This window comes from Mucilaginibacter lappiensis, from assembly GCF_050433765.1.
GTDB lineage: Bacteria > Bacteroidota > Bacteroidia > Sphingobacteriales > Sphingobacteriaceae > Mucilaginibacter > Mucilaginibacter lappiensis_A.
This window is the reverse complement of sequence record NZ_JBNPWP010000003.1, coordinates 644,955-667,611: the sequence shown is the minus strand read 5'-3', so window position 1 is coordinate 667,611 and position 22,657 is coordinate 644,955. Positions and strand designations below refer to the sequence as shown.

Sequence of the window (22,657 nt, the reverse complement as noted above, 5' to 3'; positions counted from 1 at the left end):
AATCGCTTAATTTCAAACAGGAGGCCGTCAAATGAAAAAATATCCCTTTAAATTTTTAGATGCATACGGCAAAGAAGATACTGGTATATTTTTCGGTCGTGACGAAGAGATTAATACCCTTTATGAAATGGTATTTCAATCGTCCATTTTGCTGATCTATGGAGCATCCGGCACCGGAAAAACAAGCCTGATCCAATGCGGGCTTGCCAGTAAATTCCCATCGCATGACTGGCTGGCATTAACGATACGCAGGGGTAATAATATTAACACGAATTTTGAAAAGGCGCTGGCAGATGCAAGAGGTACACTTTCGGCAGCACAGGATAATATGGATTGGCTTACTGAGGTAATGGAAGAAACAGAAGTGGTATCAACTCCCCCGCTGTTAACCCCGTTGGCGCAGGCTTTTAAAGCCATCTACTTAAACTCTTTTAAGCCGGTTTATCTCATTTTTGATCAGTTTGAAGAACTTTTTATCCTGGGGTCAAAAGAAGAGGAGCAACAATTCATTGAAACGGTGCAGGAGATATTGCAGATAGAGCAGCCTGTAAAAATGATTTTTTCGATAAGGGAAGAATATCTGGGGTATTTATACGATTTTGAAAAGGCGGTACCACAGCTATTACGCAAAAAATTGCGGGTTGAGCCTATGAACCTCAACAAAGTGCTGCAGGTAATTGAGGGTGCCACAAGTTATAAAAATTCTATTGTGCGGCTAAAAACAGATGAGGCCAAACTAATTGCCGAAGGCATATTTGAGAAAATAAAAGATAAAGAAAAATCACTGACCATACAATTGCCTTACCTGCAGGTTTTTTTAGATAAGCTTTATCTGGAAATCACCTGCGACGAAACACGGCAGCGTGAAGCGGTATTTACAGCCCAGGCCCTGAACGCGATTGGAGATATTGGCGACATACTACAGAATTTCCTGGAAGAGCAGGTAGCTGGGATCAGCAGAAAACTAAGTGAGGGTGATTCAATCATTTCGCCCGCAACCGTCTGGAGTATACTATCACCATTTGCCACGCTGGAAGGTACCAAAGAACCTATCCGAAAAAAGGGATTATATGAACGGCTGCCTGGTACAAACCCTACACTGATTGATGCTATAGTAGAAGCATTTATTAACGGCCGGATATTACGCTATACAGAAGATGTTGACCTGTACGAATTAGCTCACGACTCGCTTGCACAGCGAATTGCCGAAAAAAGAAGCGACGAAGAAATTGCATTCCTCGAAATAAAACGCCTGATAAAAGCCCATAGCTCCTTAAAAGCAAATGCACGGGAATTATTTTCAGAAAAGCAATTGAATTTTATTGAGCCTTTTTTAGGAAAACTGCAACTGACTACCGAAGAAATGGCATTAATTGATGAAAGCCGCGAAGCAGTTGCAAGCCACAAGGAGAAAGAGAAACAACAACTGGAAAAAGAGAAGCGTGACTTACTGGAAAGGCAGCAGTTATTAGAAAAAAACCAAAATTCGCAAAAGCGTTTTATACGATGGATAATAGCTGCGCTCATTATAATGATTGGAATAGCCGTATGGGCATACAGTGAAAAGCAACATGCAGATAATTCTAAAACTGCTGCTATAATTGCCGAGCATTCAACTAAAAAAGCCCTTGCAAAAGCTAATGCATCAGAAAAAGCTGCTGTAAAAGCTCAGGATGCTACCAAAATAGCTCTTAAAAACGCTAATAATGCTACAATAGCTGCAGTTAAGGCCCGCAATTCAACCAAAATAGCCCTTGCAAGTGCCAATAAATCTGAAAAAAAAGCGCTTACTCAAAGAGAAAAAGCAGACCAGGCAGAAAAGAGGGCAACAAATGAAGCTGCTACAGCCAAAGCAGCACTGGCTAAAGCTGATAAGTTAATTAATGCGTTTTATTTTTATAATGGAAAATTTGCTTTAGCACAAGGTCCAAATGAAAGATATGGTTTTATTGACCGTAAAGGAGATATAGTAATTAGTTACAAATATGAGAAAGCGGAACAGTTTGATTACAGAGGGTTTGCCAAAGTAAAAGTAAAAAAAAGAGTAGGCAGAGGTCGTGGCGGAAGAATTGTTGATTGCTTAATTGATACTGCCGATAATCAATACCTTGTGGCATATAAATTATCGGATTTAAACGAAAATATTACAGCATTAGATTTGCCTGATCAAAATTTCAAGACGTTTCCGGAAGAAATGTTCAGATATCCACAATTACAAATCATTACTTATAATCAACGTTCAATTGAAAATCATATTAAAGAATTGCCTCCCGAAATAGGTCAGTTAACAAACCTGACAACATTGATTTTGCAAAATGATGAATTGGAACATTTGCCTGCTGAAATTGGAAAATTAAGAAATCTGAAAACTTTAGATTTGAGTTATAATGCATTGACTGATTTACCTTCTGAAATGGGTCAGCTAACAAACCTCCAAAACTTGTATCTGCATTCCAATAATTTGCATCATTTGCCCGCTGAAATTGGAAAGTTAAAAAGCCTGCGAATATTGGTATTATCAAAGGCTGGGATAAATAGTGGGTTACCTCCAGAAATAGGCCAGTTAAAAAACTTGCAAAACCTGGATTTGAGTGATAATTTATTAGGAGAACTACCTTCTGAAATATGGCAATTAACAAACCTGCAAAATTTGGATTTGCATCACACTACATTGAAAAATTTGTCAGCTGGAATTGGAAAGTTAACAAACCTGCAAAATTTGAATTTGAATTTTGGAGGTTTGACTTATTTGCCAGCCGAAGTAGGAAAATTAAAAAACCTGCAAAGATTGGATTTAGGCTATAATAATATAGTGGATTTACCTGCGGAAATAGGACAGTTAAAAAACTTACGAGAGCTGATCTTAATCGGCAATCCTATTTCAAAATCTGCATTTAAAAAGATCAAAGAACGATTACCACAGTGTAAGTTTACATCTTCGTTTTAGAAAGAAAATTTCTATAAAATCGCATATTCAAAAAAAACGGGGCTTTGAAGGCTACAGCAGAATTTAGCCTTTTATTGATCCAATACTGATACGGCAAGCTTAATAATGTCATCAAAAATGGTTTTATCATTCGTTGACTTAGCGGTTACCCGGATACCTTTTACGGTATTAATTATAAACCGTGCCAGCGCCCTGGCATCCTGTTTATTAGTGATCTCGCCACTGTCCTGACCTTTTTTAATGACCACGTAAAATGCCTCCTCTATTTGCTGGTCATTTTTACAGATCATCCTGCTCACTTCCTCGTCATGCGGGGCAACCTCCACTTCGGCATTCACCATAAAACAACCTTTATGCTTCCGGTCTTCCATTAGTTCGCCGACAATCAACTCCAACAATTGTTTGATGACCTCCTTAGCCGGCAGCGCCTTGTTAACGATCTGACAAACTTTACCCGAAGCCGTATTTTGATAGCTTTCCAGCGCTTTAATGAACAACGAATGCTTATCGCCATAGGTATCATAAAGGCTCGACCTGCTGATACCCAAACCATCAACAAGATCCTGCATGGAGGTGCAGTTGTATCCCTTGAGCCAAAAAAGATCTACCGCCCTGGCCAGCACTTCATTTTCATCAAAATCCTTTGTTCTTGCCATAACAGAGATAGCTTTGCTTAAATTAAGCAAAGCTATCCAATTTTAATATTTTATCAGTAAATATCGCTTATTATCTTACGCCACCGCCGGCCAGAAGGGTTTCGCCGGTTAACCAACGCGATTCTTCAGAAGCCAGGAACACCGCAACCAACGCAATATCTTCCGGCTGCCCTATACGGCCTAAAGGTGCTGTACGTTCAGTTTCGGTCTGGAAATCACTGCCAATAAACCCTGCGGTATGTGTTCCTTCGGTTTCAACCATACCCGGATTGATAGAGTTCACCCTGATCTTTTTGGGGCCGAGTTCTTTTGATAAAACATGGGTTATGGCATCAACCGCGCCTTTGGTTGCTGTATAAATAGAACTGCCAACCGGTGCTATGCTGCTTACTACCGAACCAATATTAATAATGCTTCCCCCATTCTCATTAAAGTTTTTTAATGCATGTTGGGTTGTAAGCAACAAACCAAGCACATTGGTATTGAACTGGTTGTGAAACTCCTCTTCTGTAAGTTGTTCTATCGGACTAAATTTATAAACTCCTGCATTGTTGACCAATATATCAACCGCGCCAAAAGCTTTTGTTGTTTCATCGAACAAGCGGTTAATGTCCTCGCTTTTTGATACGTCGCCCTGTACTGCAATAGCTTTGCCGCCATTACTGATGATGTCTGCAACTACCTTATCGGCACCGGCTTTGGCCGAAGCGTAATTTACTACAACCAGGGCTCCTTCGGCCGCCAAACTTTTTGCTATACCTGCACCAATACCTTTTGATGCACCTGTTATTACTGCCACTTTGTTTTCTAACTTTTTCATGATGATGAGTGATCGTTTTTTATATTCGGAACGATTGTTCCGCAAATATAAATTCATTTCGGACCAATCGTTCCGAAATAATAAATTATTATCCAGAGATGACAAATGCATTGAAAGCATCAAAAACTAAACTAAAAATGCGGCCCACCTGCAACGTGTCATATCCGTAATCCACGATAATTCATAGCCACCGCTTATCAGACAGGCGCTTTCGGACTGGTTTAATCCGCTGAATTTGTTAACAAATAGCACTTATGCGCTATTTGTTAACAAAAAAATAATACAGGAACCTGTAGCACAACTATTTATGCTTTCGTAATAATCATATAAATCACACAATAATGAAAAGAAAACCTTATTCGCTATTAATTGGCCTGCTAACCGGTATGACACTATTTTTATCCTGTACTAAAAAAAATGACGTACAGAAAGAGCTAAAAATTGATGATAAAAATTTAACTCCCTGCCGGTCCGGTGCCGATTGCGAGTACCTGTTTACGGAACAAGCGGACTTAAATGCCGACTACAGTTTTAAGACGGGTACCTATCGTTTATTCTGGTTTAAAGAGCAATCTCCCGGTCTTACAACTTCTGTCTATATAAAGGCTCCGATGAAGGGAAACAGCTTTGAACTGACCAAAGCAGAGCTATCGACCGACCGGGTACAGTTCAGCCAGTCATGTCCGGCTTGTTACCTGCTTCTTTTAAAGCCAGTGGATGGTTATGTAAAAGGGATAAACACTACACCAGAAAAGCCGGCTGACCAAACACGATGGCTGCTTGAGGGTAAAGTAATATTACAGGCCACGGCGGCTCCATCAGTCAGGGACACTATTTTTTTTAAGCAATACTTCAGCCCTAATTTTGTTTTTAATTAACTGGCCCTTCAATCTGAGTTTGAGCGCTTAGACTTGTATGCAATTTAGCGATACTAAGTGCAATAGTTAGTTTGCAATCATTAGCGTTGACATTTAAGCATGCCTGAGACCTTAATAACTGGCAATATTGTTTTTTAGCGCAAATATTACCAGCCCGGTCCTCGACTTCAGGTCGAGCTTTTGAAATAACGAGTCGCGGTAATTGTCAATGGTGTGCGGGCTCAGGCACATTTTGCCGGCAATGTCTTTATAGGTGAGCTCGGAGCAGCACAGCTCTAAAAACCGGATCTCGTTTGCCGTTAATTCGGCAACCGGGTCCGGGGTTTTTACCTCGTCCTGGATAGAGCGCAGCAGCTTGCCCGATACCAGTTCGTTTAAAAAATAATCGTGTCTGGCTATGGTTTTAATAGCGTACATCAGGTCCGAAGCGTTGGATTCTTTTAAGATATACCCACCTGCCCCGCATTTTAGCATTTTGATGATCGGTTCATCATCCTCAAACATGCTTAGGGCAAGCACCTTTACCGATGGGTAATTTTGTTTTAGCCAGCGGGTAGCCTCATAGCCGTTAACCAGGGGCATAGTGATATCCATCAGCACCACATGTGGCAAAGGATGTTTCGTTATTTTCTCCTTCATCACGGCGCCATTTGCCGCGTCGAACACGATTTTAATTTCTTCGTTTTCCGAAAGCAAGCTGCTAATTCCCTGGCGGAACAGGGTATGATCATCCACCACAGCGATCCGGATTTCTTCGTTTTCCATATTTTAGGGATAAGGTACTACAATTTTAATTTCAGTGCCATTTTGGGTAACGATGCTTACATCGCCGCCGATGAGGGCTACCCGCTTACGGATGTTGAACAAGCCCATCCCCCTCTTCTCCTTCATTACTTCTTCTTCAACAAAGCCCTTTCCATTATCTTTTATCTTCACCTCCAGGTTTTGCTCATCCTGTTGAACCACCACATCAATGGCCGTAGCTTCGGCATGGCGCACAGCGTTATTCAGTATCTCCTGAAAAATACGGAATAGGATGATCTCTTTGTCATTCTGTCCTTCTTTAGGCTTATAATTGCTATTAAACGTGATAATGTGCAGATCGGCCGTTTTTAAATAGTCCAGCTCGAAGGCGATGGCTTTGGCAAGCCCCATGCGAATCAGCTCCTGCCCGTAAATCAACCTGGAAAGTTGCCGGAGCTCCTTAATGGCGCGTTTTGCCAGCTGGGAGGCCGAATCTACTTTTTGGCGCACGCGCAACGGATCGTCGGGGTTGATGGTGCTGAGTGTAACCGACGTCAGGCTCAGTAACTGGCCAATATTGTCATGCAGGTGGCCGGCCAGTGTTTGCATAGTTTGTTCCTGCACCTCCATCTGGCTTTTTAGTAATTCGTTTTCAAAGCTGGTTTTTAGCCACGCTTTTTCCTGTTCATGCCGTTTTTTCCTGTTATTGTACAGCATCACAAAGCTAATGAGCGATACCGGCGCAATCAGGAAGATTACGGATGCTAATCCGATGAGGAGGACGAGATCCTTTGACGATATCTGCATATAAAAGCGTATGACCAGCTTAAATACAAAATGATGTTTAATATGCTAAACACAATGTACCTTGCCGAGTGACCGATGCCCGGCGTTCTGTCCTGAACCAGGTAACTAAAAAAAAGATTGCATGCAATACCGGCAAAATAAAAACAGATGGTACCATTAACCCACCAAAACGGCGCATAGGTAACCAACTGTCTTGATTTTTCTTCTTTAAGTAGCAAATAATAAAAATAAACCGACGCCAAAATCAACCCTACCGACATGGTTGTGGATGATGCTGAAACATAGGCGCCAAAGTGGCTTTTAACAAGCTCTGTAAAATAAAAAAAAGCAAAAATAATTAACCAGCCTGTGAACAGTCTTCGGGTACTACGGTATGTTTTGTACAGATAATAAAAAAAATAACTCTGCACCAGGCATTCCACCAGCAGAAATACATTGTATATCATAAAGTTGGGCAGGTGCAGTTCAGTGCGCACATAAATGCCGCAAACTTCAACCACTACGGTTGCCAGCAGAAAGCAGATAAAGAGCCGCCAGGCCGGCTCTTTATCCCTGTATAAACAAATTAAGCTTACCACGAAGCAAAAGGCTTCGGCCGCCGTATTTACCGTTATATAGGCTGACATGGCTTATTTATTGCAGTAAAGTAGCGCCGAGACCAGCGCAAGTGGCCGGCGGCGGGCATAGTTCTCCCTGGTTTTCGGGTGCAGACATAATGATGCCGCCTTTTTTTCCGCTCGGATTCTTAACATCATTATAATAATCTAAATGTATCTTCTTCAACGGGTCGAAGCGGGTTGAAACCATTATCAGCGTGGTATAATTCATGTACATATCTTTGATCATTTTGGTATCCTCATGTTTAGTGGAGTCGTAAGTGGCCAGGTAAAAACGGATGCCGTCGCCATTTTCGTCATACACGCGTTTTACCAGGTCTTTTAACTGTTCCTTGCTGAACCATACAGTGCGTGTGTCAGGAAGTATCATCTTGCCATGTTTAAAAATATGGGCGCGCCCTTTGAAATTTTCCACCAGCCTGCGCGCGGTAGTTTCGGGAATGGTTCCCTTCAGCAGCTGGGCGTCGGCAGAGGCCTGCACGTTACCATTGTTTTGCGGTTTACATGCACCTATCGCCAGAGCGATAAAGAGGGTAATTAGGAATAGATTGAGTGTTTTCATCATTAAAAGGTTTAGTAATCAGGGGAATAATTAATTGTGATTTAATTTTTAAATATAAAATAAATATCTGCCCACAAAGCAATTAATTAATGATTAACCCGGCAAGAATGAAATCCGCTTTAAGCCTGCCTTAAATCCGCTTTTTGCAACCCGGTTCCAAGCCATTAGCGCAGCCGATATTGTGATGGGATTTACCCATATAGACCTTGTAGCTGCAAGATGGTATACAGAGCGACGATCATGTGACTTTCAAAATCATATAGTTTAGCAGATGAAATCATTAAACGAGGGATTGTTTAATGCAGGGCGGCCTATTCTATCTGTAAATTAAATTCAAACGCTTTTTAAGTAAAAGCCCCAAATCTTCCGATCCGGGGCTTTTAAGTGTATTTACGGGTAGTTGCCTTTATTAAAACTTAATTACCCGTCATTGATATTACGCGTTAAAATCCGTATCTCAAACCTACCTGGAACTGGTAAGGATTGCCGCTTAAACCAGATACACCGGCATTGGTGTTCACAGCATAAGCGTACTGTTTATTTACAGCATCGAAGCTTTTAATGGTATAGACTGAAGTTGTAGTAAGACCATGGTTTACCCCCCACTTCTTGTTTAACAAATTGCTAACGTTAAACAGATCGACCGATATTTCTAAATACTGACTCTTTAATATGGGTACTTTTTTAATAAGCCGCAGATCCACAACCCCATAAAATGGATTAACACCACCGTTGCGTTCAGCCATTTTGCCAAAGCTTTTTACAATATAATCTTTCATACCCTGTTCAACCTTAGGATTGTTCAATATTGCATTGATGCCATCTTTTAAATATTGCGGGGTAGATGCAGCATTTGGGTCATAGATGTAGGCTAAATCATTACTGGCTACAAAGTCGCCATTGACGTTACCGTTTACAGTTAATGAATACCTGGTGCCGCTGATGCCCGAGAATCTTAAGCCAGCGCTAAAACCATGGAATGTTGGGGAGCTACCATAAAACACAACCTTATTCCGAAACTGATTATCCGAATAGTTCATACTGCTCAAATTACGTGGATCATCCTTCACATACTGTACCAGCGTAGCCGTGTTCGCTACGTTTCCGTTGTAGGACGTATTGTCTTTGGTTTGGTTCCAGGTATAAGAGAAAGATATTTCGCCCTGTTTATAGTATCTGTAATCTGCATCTATCACAAATGCCATTTGGTTTACTTTACCCAGGCTTTCGAGCTCTAATACCCGGCCCACTTCTGTCGTTTTTCTCCCCAGCGTCCAATCTGCCGAACCGTTAGCAGCATTAATGGTACCCGCCGGAACATATACACCGCGATTATCTTCGGCCGCGATTCTAAAATAGGGCTGATCAACCATGTTCTTATCCACATAGGTGTAATTATTGCGTCCCAGGCTTAAATACGCACTCGCGGTAACGCGAAAGTTCTGTGCGAAGAAGTGGGAATACGATGCATTAGCTTTATAAACAGTGGGTACCTTAGCGTCCTTGCCGTTCATATTAATGGTCGCCAGCTTAGGTATTGCGGGGTTGTTCAACAAGTCCTGCCCAGGTGCGGTATTGGGATCTTTCCTGTAAGATGGAAAGTTGGGCGTGGGCACCAGGTTGCCTGTAACATCAACACTTAAGATATGCGAACCATCAAACAACATGTTATTGATCATAGAGTAAGGGTTAAGCGCCGAACCTAAGATACCGCCGCCAAGCCTGATGATATCTTTCCCATTTTGACCTAAATCCCAGGTAGCCTGTACCCGGGGCTGTATTTGCAGGGTAGCAAGCTTATTCGAAGTATTTAATCCTAAGGTGTTATAAACTACTTGGTTGAAATTTGCCTTGTCAAGATAATCCGTATAATCTATACGTATACCGGCCGTCAAGTCAAATCCGGGAAACAACATGGTTTGAACTTGTGCATACAAATTTGGTGCAAGGATGTTGAATTTGATATTATGATCTGATGAAACATAAATATCCCTTGCAAAACGGTAAGGTGTAAGATTGTCAAAATTGCTTAATCCTGTAAAGTAAAAACGCCCGTTTGTCTCGCTACCATAGATGGAATTCTGGTTGGTAAAGGATAAGCCGCCCCCGAAAGTGAAGTTATACTTCCCTTTTGTCCAGTATACGTTATCGGTAAGCTGCGCCACATTATTATTGAAATAATCGCCGCCATAACGCTGCCCGCCCAATTGTATAGCTGTTGAGTAAGTAGATCCGTCAGCCGCTGTTGAAGAAATGTTCTGTACAATGGCACGTGGAATATTGTCTGCAGGCAGCTGGCTGTTAGCAAACATTTTGTTGTATTCCCAATAATGCTGTATTTTAAGTTCGTTGGTTAACGTAGGGCTTAATATGCTCCGTAACGATGCCATGACACTGTTATTGATACTTTTCCTGGTGCTGTAAACTTCGTAAATATTAATAGCCGTATTATCCCCATCCGATTGGTTATCCAGATCATAAATAAAATTGTCGCGGATTGTGAAAAGGTTTTTAGCGTTGATCTGCCAGTCGATCCGGGCGAAACCCGCATGGGTATTTTTAAATTTATCAAACTGACCAAACTGGGGTGAATTGGCAACCCCATATTTAGTCCTTGCTATCGATAAAAAGTTATTCAATGTAGCCTGGGTTACATTGTTTCGTTTTTCATCGTCTGCAGATTGTAGGTTGGCGATGTACAATGGCCGTGAGTCCGCCTGGTGATCCCAGGCTATAAAAAACTGTGCCTTGTCTTTAACGATAGGACCGCCTAAAGAAAACCCATATTGATAGGTAGAAAAGGACTGGTTCCGTTTCTGGGCGTTTAAACCATAAGGGCTGGAAAGCCAGTTTGCACGTGCATAAGTGAAAGCACTTCCGGAGAGGACGTTGGTTCCTGATTTGGTTACTGTACTTATTGTTCCCCCGCCGGCATTACCGTAGGTTACATCGTACTGGTTGGTAACCACCTGGAACTCCCTAACTGCTTCCAATGATATGGAGTAGGCACCGGTTGGCAGCCCACCTGAAATGGTTCCCCGCGCTGCCATGCCATCAATGGTGTAATTGGTTGCCGATGCCAATTGGCCGTTTAGACTGCTGCCAGAGCTAAGCGGCGACAAATCTGCCAGTGTTGTAAAATTACGCCCGTTTACAGGTAACTTCGCGATATCTTTAGCGGTAACAGCTGTAGAAGAACCTATATTTTCAATCTTGTTGCGTGACGTTGCCGATTTAATTTCGACCACATTCAACTCCTGAACTTTGTCTTCCATAACAAACGAAACCTGAAGCAAATCACCCTGGTTAAGTGCAAAGCCGGTTTGTTTTTGTGTTGCCATACCTACAACCGCAACGGTGATGCTATAGGGTGAACCCAGTGGAAGTTCTTTTAAAAGAAATGTCCCTTTTGAATTTGACATGGTTCTAATTGTAAAACCAGTAGATTCATTTTTTACGGTTACGGTTGCACTGGGTAAAAGTGCACCACCGGAACCGGATACTTTACCGGAGATACCGGCCAAATTAGTTTGTGCCATGCTTGCCGTGACAAATAACAAACTAAGCACGCCCAAAAGGCACATTTTTAAAAGATTTTTTTTTCTTACAGTTAACATTTTATAGGTTTTAGTTAAGGCAAAAATGTACCTATTATGTTAACAGAGCGTTTGAAAAATATTAATATTTGATAATAAATTTGTTACATAATTAAAAAATTGACACAAAAACAGTATTAAAATTCACAAAATAATAATATCACAAAGACATTTATGGCCGATTGATTGCTTACGGGGCAACCATCACTCAAACAGACAAGCCAAAAACAACTGTTGAGTTACCTTAGAGTTATCTTGAATTATTAAATTATATAAGCCAGTACTGAAATTAGGATTAAAGAACTTAACAGTGACTTGAGGGAATGGAACTTTTCATGATATTTATTATAATATATAAAACTATTATCATTAAGACCTGTAGTATAGTAAGATACACCACCTTAAACTTGGGATTTTATGATTATAGTTCCACTTGGTTATCAATTTCAGGATGATATTGTAACCTATAACCTGCCCTTACCAAAACATACTGAGAAAACAGATAAATTTATCTTGAAGTTCAATACCCACAAGGACTTCTTCCTTTATTCAATGCTATTGACTGATATCAGGGATAGATTAGAATTTGAAATTATAATGAGTAAAAAGATATATAATTTGAATAAATTAATATTCTGCAAAAAGCTACTAAGATGCATTAATCAGGTTAGGATAATTACATCAAATACTGCGGGATTGCAAAACGACTAATTTCTCCGTTTTATCTTACACTGGCTTCCGTGCCGGATTTTTATTATCCTTCGGGCTCTTATTCACTTCTAAGGCTGTTAACCGGATTGACCATTGCTGCCTTCAATGATTGATAACTGATTGTAAGTATGGCAATAGCTACTGCAAGCGCCCCGAAGAGAGCATCCAAAACAGTTTTTTTTGGCGATTAAAGCGACTGATTGATAAGTAATTATCAGCCTTATTCAGAAGTTTCTTTAATAGAAAAAGTTTAAAAATATCAGGCTTTATAAATTATTACCCTATTTTTAAAGAACAAATTAAAAACCAATAATGTACATAAATTATGATAACATGGCTTAACTGGTTATCACCAATACTGGTTCTTTTAACGGGGAGTATTTCTGCAAGTTACGCGCAAGCTTCAAAACCAATAATAACATTAGAACAAATTGACCCTCAGTTTAGCAATATTGTAAGTAAAACCGCCAACGCTGTTATTATAGCCGACGGATTTGAGTGGAGCGAAGGACCGTTATGGGTAGAGCGCCATAAAATGTTCCTTTTTTCTGACGTTAAAAAAAACATCATTTATAAATGGACCAAAGAAAAAGGTAAAGAGGTTTATCTTAAGCCTTCAGGTTATACCGGGTCTGTACCCCGGGGTGGTGAACTGGGCTCAAATGGTTTGGGTTTAAATATGAAGGGGCAATTGGTTATATGTCAGGATGGAGCTAGAGCAGTATCTGTAATGAACGCCCCTCTTGACAAGCCTAAAGCTAAATTCATTAAAATAGCATCTAATTATAAAGGCAAAAAATTTGACAGCCCCAACGATCTCGCCTTTTTAAGTAATGGCGACATTTACTTTACAGATCCACCTTATGGGCTTGAAAAAAACGTGAACGATCCTTTAAAAGAAGCACCTTACCAGGGAGTTTATAAAATTTCAAAAGACGGCAAAATAGTATTGCTTACTGATACAATTACACGGCCAAATGGCATCGCGTTTTTTCCGGGAGGCAAAACCATATTGATTGCCAATTCTGACCCGGAAAAACCTTATTGGTATGCCTATGACCTGGACAAAAATGGTCTGTTTACGCATGGACGTATATTCTACAATGCAAAAGCAGCTACTAAAACAGCTGATGGTATGCCGGATGGTTTAAAGATCGACAAACAAGGCAATGTATTTGCCACTGGCCCGGGCGGCATATGGGTATTTAACCGGAAGGCCAAATTACTTGGAAAAATCAGGGTTAATGATCTGGCTTCAAATTGCAGCTTATCCGCCGATGAGAAAACCATGTATGTAACATCCAATCACCGGGTTTTGATGATCCATTTGCGATAATATAAAAGAACTTACCAGATATAACATTTGGCAACAATAACAGCTTAAATTGCGATAAATAAGTAACCGTACACTAATAAAACACTACCAATTGAAAATAAAAAGCTTTGAACTGTTTGAGGTTCCTCCCCGTTGGTTATTCTTAAAAATTGAAACTGATGAAGGTATAACGGGCTGGGGCGAGCCTGTAATTGAAGGTAAAGCGGCAACTGTTAAAACTGCCGTTAAAGAACTGATGAACTATATTATGGGCAAAGACCCCATGAATATAGAAGATCATTGGAACGTGATGTATCGGGGTGGGTTTTACCGGGGCGGACCCATATTAATGAGCGCCATTGCCGGTATTGACCAGGCCCTGTGGGATATTAAAGGAAAATACTATAATGCCCCGGTGCACCAGCTGCTTGGTGGCAAGGCACGCGAAAAGATTAAAGTTTACTCCTGGATTGGCGGTGATCGTCCGGCTGATGTTGGCCGTGCTGCAAAAGAAATGGTTGAAGCTGGTTTTACCGCCGTTAAAATGAACGCGACCGAGGAATTGCAATATATCGACTCTTATGATAAAATTGATCAGTCGGTGGCCCGAATAGCTGCGGTACGTGAAGCCGTTGGTAATAATGTTGGCATCGGGATAGACTTTCATGGACGCGTACATAAACCAATGGCTAAATTTCTGGCAAAAGAACTGGAAGCTTATCGCCCTATGTTTATTGAAGAGCCTTGCCTGCCCGAAAACAATGAAGTACTGCGCGAAATCGCTCAGCATACATCCATCCCTATTGCCTGCGGCGAAAGAATGTTTTCAAAATGGCAATTCAAAAGTTTACTGAAGGACGGTTATGTGGATATCATTCAGCCCGATCTGTCACATGCCGGGGGTATTACAGAATGTAAAAAAATCATTTCTATGGCCGAGGCATTTGACGTAGCCGCTGCGCCACATTGTCCTTTGGGCCCTATCGCGCTCGCAGCCTGCCTGCAGGTTGATGCCACCTGTCATAATGCCTTTATACAGGAACAAAGTTTGGGGATACACTACAATCAGGGCAGCGATATATTAGATTATATAGTTGACCGGAATGTATTTAAATACGAGAACGGCTTTGTAAAAATACCTGACGGACCGGGCTTAGGCATTGAAATAAACGAAGATCATGTACGTAAAATGGCAGCCATCGGACATAACTGGACTAACCCTGTTTGGCGTCATGAAGACGGCAGTGTAGCAGAATGGTAATGCGTTTAATACATATTAATAAAAGTATAAAGCAAAATGTATAAGGCCAACTACCTGAATAAACCAACCCGCGTAAGATTTCAAATTTTAGCTTTCCTGTTCATCAATGTGGTGATCAACTATATGGATAGGACCAATATTGCGGTGGCGGCGGCAGCGATAAGTAAGGAATTAAGCCTAAGCACATTTCAGTTGGGTCTTGTTTTTTCCGCTTTCGGTTGGACGTATGTTGCCTCACAAATTCCTGGTGGCATACTGATAGATAAGTTTGGCCCGCGCCTATTATACACCATTGCATTGATATCATGGTCGGTAGTTACGCTCTGCCAGGGCTTTATAAAAGGATTTACAGCCTTGCTTGGTCTGCGGTTGGCGATTGGGGTATTTGAAGCGCCCTCCTATCCTATCAATAACCGTATTGTTACCAGCTGGTTCCCCAATCATGAAAAAGCATCTGCCATCGCTTTTTATACCAGCGGACAGTTTATTGGTCTTGCTTTTTTAACACCATTACTGGCCATTGTTCAGCAGTATTTTGGCTGGCGCGGGCTTTTTATCATTACCGGTTCCGTTGGAGTCATTTGGGGTATAATCTGGTATTATTTTTATCGTGAACCTACAGAACATCCTAAGGTTAACCAGGCCGAGCTTGATTATATAAGCGATGGTATTGCCGACATAAAAGCATCGGTAATTAAGCCTGATTTAAATTGGGCTTCATTTAAACAGGTATTTATGTACCGTAAATTATGGGGGATTTATTTAGGTCAGTTTGCGGTAACCTCCACCCTGTGGTTCTTTTTAACCTGGTTCCCTACTTATCTCATTAAATACCGGGGGCTGAATTTTTTAAAAACAGGGTTCTTAACATCCATACCCTTTCTGGCTGCATTTGCGGGTGTGTTGCTGGCTGGTTTTTTTTCTGATCACCTTATAAAAAAAGGATATTCATTTGGTATATCCCGCAAAACGCCGATTATTGCTGGTCTGCTCTTATCTACAGTTATCATCGGTGCAAATTATGTTCATAGTACCCCATTGATCATACTTTGTATGTCGGTTGCTTTTTTTGGTAACGGACTGGCTTCCATTACCTGGGTGTTCGTTTCGGCATTGGCGCCACCAAATTTAATTGGTGTTACCGGCGGGGTTTTTAATTTCATAGGTGGTTTATCATCCATTGTTATTCCGTTGCTTATCGGTTTGCTGGCTGGCGACGGCAATTTTCAATCGGCATTGTTATTTATTGGTTCACTGGCATTTTTAGGGGCACTGTCTTATATATTTTTAGTAGGTAGCGTTAAGCAGGTTAACACTTTAGTAATTTCATCATGACGGACATGTTTTTAAGCTGCGACTGGGGAACAAGCGCTTTAAGATTAAATCTTGTTGATGGCAAAAATGGCCATGTAATAGCTGGAGAAAGCTCAGCTCAGGGAATAGCAAAAACTTTTACGCTATGGAATACAACAAGTTCGGCGGATGAAAACAACTTACGCATGGCGTTTTATCTTAATATTTTGCAGCTGCATATTAATAACATCGAGGCAAGGTTAAACATATCGCTAAGTGGCGTAAGGTTATTCATTTCGGGCATGGCTTCCTCATCCATAGGTTTTATGGAGTTACCCTACAGCGAATTACCTTTCGCCTTAACAGGCCCGGATCTTAACATAAAGCATTTACCAACTCAGGAGGGTTTTGATCATGATATAAGTATAATTTCGGGTGTAAAAAGCACTGATGATGTTATGCGCGGGGAAGAAACTCAGTTAATAGGCTGTATTGATGTTACCGGAGGTATAATTAATGACGAGGTATTTATATTCCCCGGTACGCATTCCAAGCATATCCATGTTAACGGCAATAAGGTCACCAGTTTTAAAACCTATATGACCGGCGATTTTTTTGAGCTTTTATCGCAAAAAAGCATCCTTACTAATTCTGTAGAAAAGGAGGATGATATACAGGATCCGGAATATTTGGAAAGCTTTAAACAGGGCGTTTCTGATGCGGTTAATTCAAACCCGCTTCATGCTGTATTTAAAGTGCGAACAAATAACCTGTTTAACGTTTATACTAAAAAACAAAATTTCACCTACCTAAGCGGGTTATTAATAGGAAGCGAATTGAAAGACCTGATAGCATTGGATTCGGAAACAATTCATTTATTGTGCGGCTCTGGATTAGAAAAATACTATCGCATTGCTTTGGAACAATTAGGGCTTTCAAAAAAGATCAAAACTTATTCGCCGCAATGGGTTGATGAAGCGGTAGTTAGGGCACATTATAAAATTTACAGTCAAATTAGCAGCTAAGATGAATAATACATTTTCCATGGAGCTTTTTGAGGAAGCCCCTATAATAGGCATCATGAGGGGTTTACCCGCTGAGCATACCGCGATAATTGCAGAAAACTATTTTCAATCGGGATTAACCTGCATGGAAATCACCATGAACTCCGCAGGTGCGACAGAAAACATAGCTATGCTTACAAAAGCCTATGCCGGGCGCCTAAATATTGGTGCCGGTACGGTTTGCAGCATGCATGATCTGGAAATGGCACTGAAAGCCAATGCCCGGTTTATCGTTACCCCCATCATAAATGAAGAGGTAATAAAAACATGTGTCAACGAAAAGATCCCCATTTTCCCCGGGGCCTATACCCCATCAGAAATATACAAGGCCTGGCATTTGGGAGCAACTATGGTAAAAGTATTTCCCGCTACTACATTAGGCCCCGGATATATCAAAGAAGTATTGGCTCCCTTAAATTATGTTAAACTTTTGCCAACCGGCGGAATAGGGTTACACAATTTCACCTCTTATTTATCAGCAGGGGCTAAAGGGGTTGGCTTGGGTATTCATCTTTTTCCGGCAGATATTATTCATAATAATGATTGGACAGCCCTCAAAAAAGTATTTACGCTTTTTAAAGAAACTTATGTCAATCATTTAAAATAACTACCATAATAACATTATTGCTCCTGAATGGAGATATCAGCAAAGCATACATCTTCGTCCCTGATATATGCCGGGCTTTTTAAACTCCGGTAAACTCCCCACTTTGGTCTGCAAAATGAGGTACCCTTTCGCCACAGATCAATGTTGTTACTGGTATAAGTGAGCAATATTTTGCCATCTGTTATACGTTTAATTTCAACGCTATAAGTCCCCTTGCTGTCATAATGTAGTTTTTCGGTTACTGCTACCCATGTACCTTTAAAACCGGCCAGATCAACACTTGTTAAAACTCCCTGCGAAGTTTCCTTTGCTGACCCGGTATGGATAACTTCAAATTTATCAGGTTCACCAAACCGGGGTGTAAAAGTATAATGGGCGCGCCTGCATCCCCGTCACCCGCTTTTATTTGATGAATGTGGGTAAAAGTTGGTTGCGCCTTAAAACCACTATCTATTTTAAACTTCCATTGGTATACAACAGTTTCGCCCTGCTCCCCTTTCAATTTAGCGTTTGACGGTCCATAGGTTTTGATCTCCACCCGTTCCCTGTCATAGTTTCTGCACCGGTCGTTGTCTTCCTTAGCATGACTATGAAAAACAAATACATATTCGTTCAATTGCTTATCAAACGCTTCTGTAATGTGTTTAACCGGGTGCGCACAGTCGGGTACTTCACAAGCGTCACCACCTAATACACTTGATATATGTTTGTACACATCACTTTTACCTTCGGCCTTTAAAACAATCTGGGCCGGTAACCTGCTACCCGTAAATAGCAATACTGTAATTAAATATGTTAATCTTTTAAAGCTCATGACAGATTTTAATTTAACGTGCACCTAATTTAACCGTACTGCCTGTGCATCAGCCCCGGCAGCAAACACGGAAGGCTTATCGGCTTTTGAAAGATCGCCGCCATCTATTTTAATATTAAGGCTTTCCTTACCTTCTACCTGGAGCACGTTTGCCACTGGTGTTAGTACACGCAGGGCGCTTATTAAAACATCGCGCGTGTTGATGAAACGTAATAAAGATTCGGCGCTTTTTTGTCCCTGTGCGCTTAAACCATTCACGGTAGCGTCTTCTACATTATCAAGGATCAGCGCAGGGCGCATATCCGGACTGGCCATGGTTAACCGAACATTGTGAAGCGTTAATCCACGCACATTCCGGGCATATATTCCATAAGCGGGCGGAATACCGATCTGGTAATATTCTCCCGCAATTTTAGGAACATCTCTCACCGCCGCCTGCTCTGCTGTACCACCACCCGGAAAAGTAATATGTACATCATTAAAAGAAATGTTCTCTAAAAAACCCTTATCCACACCATTCAGTACAACACATGAAAATATCTCGCCCGGGTTATACTTGCTGGAAAACTCCGAATCGCGAAGCGGAACCGGTTTTACCACTGTGGCATGAATATTATTAAAGGAAATATTTCGGATAATTCCCGGAGTAGCTATTTTTCCGTTCTCGCTTGATGACTGTACATTACCCAGCCCTATGGAAATGGGGCCAGTCACATCCCTCATCACCAGGTTTGAAAATGAAATATTTTCAAACCTTGATCCTGGCGAGCAGCGCATTTTTATTGGGCAGCCATAGGTTTCATATATAAGACAATTGGAAACGGCAATATTTTCGGCCTCGCCCCCTCCAAAACGGAACACTGACCATCGCGTGCTAAATGAACAATCAGATACGGTAACAAATTTGCAGCTGCCAAATAAGGCGCAGGCGTCATCCTGACATTGTACATCGCAGTTACTAACGTGCATATAAGTACTGCCAATAAAATGAAAGCCATCGTTATTGTGTATTACTTTACCGCGGATATACAGCCCTTCCAGTTTTACGTAAGAGCACATACAAACCCGTACAGAATGATAAGCACTGTTAATGAGCGAAATATCACGTACTATTATATTTTTACATTGATAAAAAAGTAAATGGTACGGACGGTGATTGCCTGTGATACCAGCCGGTGGTAATACACCCTTAGTTTCACTACGGAATTGCGCGCCCTGCCCGTCAATGATACCATTACCTTCAATGGTAATATTATCGGCATTGGCAGCAAATATCAACCCCACATTCCCATCCCCCATTGTCCATCCACTGTCAAGGGGAATGGCATCACTGGCATGATATTGTTTACCATCTGCGCTGCCTAACAATTTCCCTTGTGTGGCTATGTGCAACGTAACATTACTTTTTAGTTCAACGGTTCCAATAACAAATACACCTGCCGGTACCAGTACTGTACCACCCTGCTCTTTATTACAGGCATCAATTGCTGATTGTACCGCAACAGTATCCAGTGTTTTGCCGTCGCCTTTTGCTCCAAAATCACGGATATTATAAATACGCGCGCCTATATCGTTACCTGTTGTCTTGGCAAAAGTTGAACGCTCAGAACCAAATGTATTTGATGTAAAGGCCATTAAGCCTGTACCCAAGGAAACTTTACCCATTGCCCCCAGCCAATTACGGCGGGATACTGCTTTATTGTCTGGATTTATCATCAGTTCTTTAATTTCAATTTGTTTACATAACCAGCCGCGATGGGAAACCCATCGCGACCGGGGTTAATTAAGATCAGTATTATTTAGTTTGATAAAAAAGCACCCTGTCAATTACCTGTATTGCCCCGTTTATGGCCAAAATATTACTTGTCCGTACACTTATGTAGCCTACAGAATTTGAGAAATCATTTAGCCGCATGGTAAAATTCTGATCGTCATTAACACGCAGCGTCATCACCGAGGTGGGATTTAACGGATCATAATTTAATGGCTCAAGCGTAGTGGCAACCGCATTGCTGGGTGTTAAATTATTAAATGAGTATGCGCCCTGTACAATTAAATACAACAGGTAGTTTTTTACCTGCTCTTTAGGGTAATCACTCCACTTTGTACCCGGCACCCCATTTACCAGGTATTTCCCCCAGTAACAATCAGCAGTAATAGTAGGCACTTTATTCACCACGGTTGTTCTGAAAATGGCATCGTTATGTAATAGTATAAATGTGCAATTGGTTTTAATATACAGATTGGTATCTATCCCTGAGTATTCAATAGCCTGCCGCATCAGTTTAAAAATGGTATCCTTACCTGCATAGTTGTAACTACGGTCCTTAATATATTGCCAGGTGGTTTTATTAATATGCGGATCAAGCACATAGGGATGATAGTCAGCGTTTTCCTGTAATTTTAATCCAGCCACATTACAACCGGCCATGCTTATTAAAAAGCCTGCAAAAGCAAACCATAAACCTGCTTGTTTTATCTTTTTCATTTGATATTGTTTTAAAATGATATTGGATTAATAAGGTGGATTTTGAGTGAGTTTGGTGTTGGCGTTTAACACGTCCTGATCGATGGGCCAAAATATTTTTCTTGGATCACCAAAACCCGTAGGCGGAAACCCTTTTAACGTTTGTCTAGTCTTAATCGCTGGGTCCATTGTACTGATGATGATATTATTTCTCTGCAAATCAAACCAGCGTTTAGCTTCGCAGAACAACTCCAGTTGCCTTTCGCGTAAAATCCCGTTGGTATTAACAGGGCTGCCATAAAGCATAGCATCCGCATTGGCAAAATCGCTTGCCTGGTAGGCTGGCAAGCCTGCCCGGGTATGTACCATATTTAAGTAGAGCAACGCGTTGGTCAGGTCGCCGGTTCGGTTTAAAGCCTCGGCTCGTAACAGGTAAATATCAGCCAGGCGATAGAGTGGAAAATACAGATTTGCCTGCGGCGAGGTAGGATAAACCTGGTTTCCGTTCTTATCCAGGTTAGGCGCGTAATACTTTAATATTTTATCGTGATTATTTACTTTAAAATCAATGCTTTGCGGGCCCCGGATATCGGCGGTTGTTGTGGTATAGTATGTCCACAAGGGCGGGTCAACGGCAAAATCGCTGTTGGTATCGCCTGCGCCGATCTCCTGTGAGGTTTTATTGCCGCCATCAACCGTAAAATCCCAGTTTAAACTCCAGATGTTCTCTTTGGTACCTGTAGGGGCGATAAAATTGTTCTTCCAGTTGGTGGTAGATTCCAAACTATAACGGTTTAATTTGAACAGATTATCGCACCATACCAGGGCGTTGGTATAATCATGGTTATACATATAAACATCCATTAACATAGCTGCAATGCCGCCTGAGTTCAAATTCCATACAACCGCCGCCGTATGGTCAGACAAGTCATAAGCCTTAAGCAGATCAGGCAGAATAACATTTTTCACAATATCGGTGGCTGGTGTTACACCCTTATAAGGATCAGTACTCAAATTTTCATAAGGTTCTGTCCATACAGGTACATTTCCCCAAAGCCTTATCAGCCAGAAATAACAATATGCCCGTATTCCCAAAGCCTGGGCCTGCAGGTCCTTTGACAAAACAGGATCAATACCATCAATGGTAGGAATATATTTTATGGCAAAATTAGCCCTGCTTATCGTAGCATATATCAGCGTCCAATCGGCACCATTAGTGGTAGGCGTTAATACGTTTAGTGCCAGGGGCAGTGCATCATTATAGGTAGGGTGAAACGTAAGATTATCGCTCCGGCCATCGCCCCAATAAATATACTGACTGCTAAACATATCCTGAATACCATCATATATCCCGGCAATACCTGCCTTGGCATCATCAGATGTTTTCCAAAACTCACTGCTCGCTAACTGACTTTTAGGAGGCTGGTTCAGCAGCTTTTTACAGCTAAACAATGAAATGGAGAGCATCAAAAAAGCAATGTTTAATATTTTTTTCATG

At 41.2% G+C, this 22,657-nt stretch carries 18 protein-coding genes; 7 read left to right on the top strand and 11 right to left on the bottom strand.

Annotated elements, in window-relative coordinates:
* Window positions 1-31: 31 nt before the first annotated feature.
* Complete coding sequence (locus M2273_RS12760) at window positions 32-2,947, top strand: leucine-rich repeat domain-containing protein (protein ID WP_429397330.1); 2,916 nt, start codon at window positions 32-34, stop codon at window positions 2,945-2,947.
* A gap of 71 nt (window positions 2,948-3,018) precedes the next feature.
* Here M2273_RS12760 and M2273_RS12755 read toward each other — a convergent pair whose 3' ends face one another.
* Both M2273_RS12755 and M2273_RS12750 read right to left on the bottom strand, forming a co-directional pair.
* On the bottom strand, window positions 3,019-3,603 hold the full coding sequence (locus M2273_RS12755) for a TetR/AcrR family transcriptional regulator (RefSeq protein WP_429397328.1): 585 nt from the start codon (window positions 3,601-3,603) through the stop codon (window positions 3,019-3,021).
* Between the two features lie 70 nt (window positions 3,604-3,673).
* Window positions 3,674-4,423: an SDR family NAD(P)-dependent oxidoreductase gene (locus M2273_RS12750; protein WP_429397326.1), complete on the bottom strand. Its 750-nt coding sequence runs from the start codon at window positions 4,421-4,423 to the stop codon at window positions 3,674-3,676.
* Between the two features lie 341 nt (window positions 4,424-4,764).
* Here M2273_RS12750 and M2273_RS12745 point away from each other — a divergent pair, with 341 nt between their 5' ends.
* Complete coding sequence (locus M2273_RS12745; RefSeq protein ID WP_429397324.1) at window positions 4,765-5,301, top strand: hypothetical protein; 537 nt, start codon at window positions 4,765-4,767, stop codon at window positions 5,299-5,301.
* A gap of 111 nt (window positions 5,302-5,412) precedes the next feature.
* Here M2273_RS12745 and M2273_RS12740 read toward each other — a convergent pair whose 3' ends face one another.
* The 5 genes from M2273_RS12740 to M2273_RS12720 form a co-directional block, all read right to left on the bottom strand.
* Window positions 5,413-6,066, bottom strand: a complete 654-nt coding sequence (locus M2273_RS12740) for a response regulator transcription factor (RefSeq protein WP_429397322.1) — start codon at window positions 6,064-6,066, stop codon at window positions 5,413-5,415.
* A 3-nt stretch (window positions 6,067-6,069) separates the two neighbouring features.
* Window positions 6,070-6,852 (bottom strand): sensor histidine kinase, encoded by a 783-nt coding sequence (locus tag M2273_RS12735; RefSeq protein ID WP_429397320.1) that lies wholly within the window; start codon window positions 6,850-6,852, stop codon window positions 6,070-6,072.
* A complete protein-coding gene (locus M2273_RS12730; protein WP_429397318.1) occupies window positions 6,810-7,478 on the bottom strand; it encodes a hypothetical protein in 669 nt (222 codons plus the stop codon). Before M2273_RS12730 ends, M2273_RS12735 begins: the two co-directional genes overlap by 43 nt.
* A 7-nt stretch (window positions 7,479-7,485) precedes the next feature.
* Entirely contained in the window at window positions 7,486-8,034 is a 549-nt protein-coding gene (locus tag M2273_RS12725) for a hypothetical protein (RefSeq protein WP_429397316.1), read from the bottom strand.
* Between the two features lie 440 nt (window positions 8,035-8,474).
* Window positions 8,475-11,570 carry a carboxypeptidase regulatory-like domain-containing protein gene (locus M2273_RS12720; protein ID WP_429397314.1) on the bottom strand — a complete coding sequence of 1,032 codons (3,096 nt, stop codon included), beginning with the start codon at window positions 11,568-11,570 and terminating at the stop codon, window positions 8,475-8,477.
* A gap of 1,093 nt (window positions 11,571-12,663) precedes the next feature.
* Here M2273_RS12720 and M2273_RS12715 point away from each other — a divergent pair.
* From M2273_RS12715 to M2273_RS12695, 5 genes are all read left to right on the top strand, one after another.
* Window positions 12,664-13,674, top strand: coding sequence for an SMP-30/gluconolactonase/LRE family protein (locus M2273_RS12715; RefSeq protein WP_429397312.1), 1,011 nt, complete (start codon window positions 12,664-12,666; stop codon window positions 13,672-13,674).
* A gap of 91 nt (window positions 13,675-13,765) precedes the next feature.
* Window positions 13,766-14,914: a galactonate dehydratase gene (gene dgoD, locus M2273_RS12710; RefSeq protein ID WP_429397310.1), complete on the top strand. Its 1,149-nt coding sequence runs from the start codon at window positions 13,766-13,768 to the stop codon at window positions 14,912-14,914.
* A gap of 36 nt (window positions 14,915-14,950) precedes the next feature.
* Window positions 14,951-16,249, top strand: a complete 1,299-nt coding sequence (locus M2273_RS12705; protein WP_429397308.1) for an MFS transporter — start codon at window positions 14,951-14,953, stop codon at window positions 16,247-16,249.
* The gene (locus M2273_RS12700) at window positions 16,246-17,232 is read left to right on the top strand and encodes a 2-dehydro-3-deoxygalactonokinase (protein ID WP_429397306.1); all 987 of its coding nucleotides are present in this window, start codon (window positions 16,246-16,248) and stop codon (window positions 17,230-17,232) included. The genes M2273_RS12705 and M2273_RS12700 overlap by 4 nt, the downstream gene beginning before the upstream one ends.
* Before the next feature lies 1 nt (window position 17,233).
* On the top strand, window positions 17,234-17,878 hold the full coding sequence (locus M2273_RS12695) for a bifunctional 4-hydroxy-2-oxoglutarate aldolase/2-dehydro-3-deoxy-phosphogluconate aldolase (RefSeq protein ID WP_429397304.1): 645 nt from the start codon (window positions 17,234-17,236) through the stop codon (window positions 17,876-17,878).
* 283 nt (window positions 17,879-18,161) lie between these two features.
* Here M2273_RS12695 and M2273_RS12690 read toward each other — a convergent pair whose 3' ends face one another.
* The 4 genes from M2273_RS12690 to M2273_RS12675 form a co-directional block, all read right to left on the bottom strand.
* A complete protein-coding gene (locus M2273_RS12690) occupies window positions 18,162-18,692 on the bottom strand; it encodes a hypothetical protein (RefSeq protein WP_429397302.1) in 531 nt (176 codons plus the stop codon).
* 24 nt (window positions 18,693-18,716) lie between these two features.
* Complete coding sequence (locus M2273_RS12685) at window positions 18,717-20,408, bottom strand: glycoside hydrolase family 28 protein (RefSeq protein ID WP_429397300.1); 1,692 nt, start codon at window positions 20,406-20,408, stop codon at window positions 18,717-18,719.
* Window positions 20,409-20,487: 79 nt separating this feature from the next.
* Window positions 20,488-21,180 (bottom strand): fasciclin domain-containing protein, encoded by a 693-nt coding sequence (locus tag M2273_RS12680; RefSeq protein ID WP_429397298.1) that lies wholly within the window; start codon window positions 21,178-21,180, stop codon window positions 20,488-20,490.
* Window positions 21,181-21,207: 27 nt separating this feature from the next.
* Window positions 21,208-22,656: a RagB/SusD family nutrient uptake outer membrane protein gene (locus tag M2273_RS12675; RefSeq protein WP_429397296.1), complete on the bottom strand. Its 1,449-nt coding sequence runs from the start codon at window positions 22,654-22,656 to the stop codon at window positions 21,208-21,210.
* Window position 22,657 lies beyond the last annotated feature (1 nt).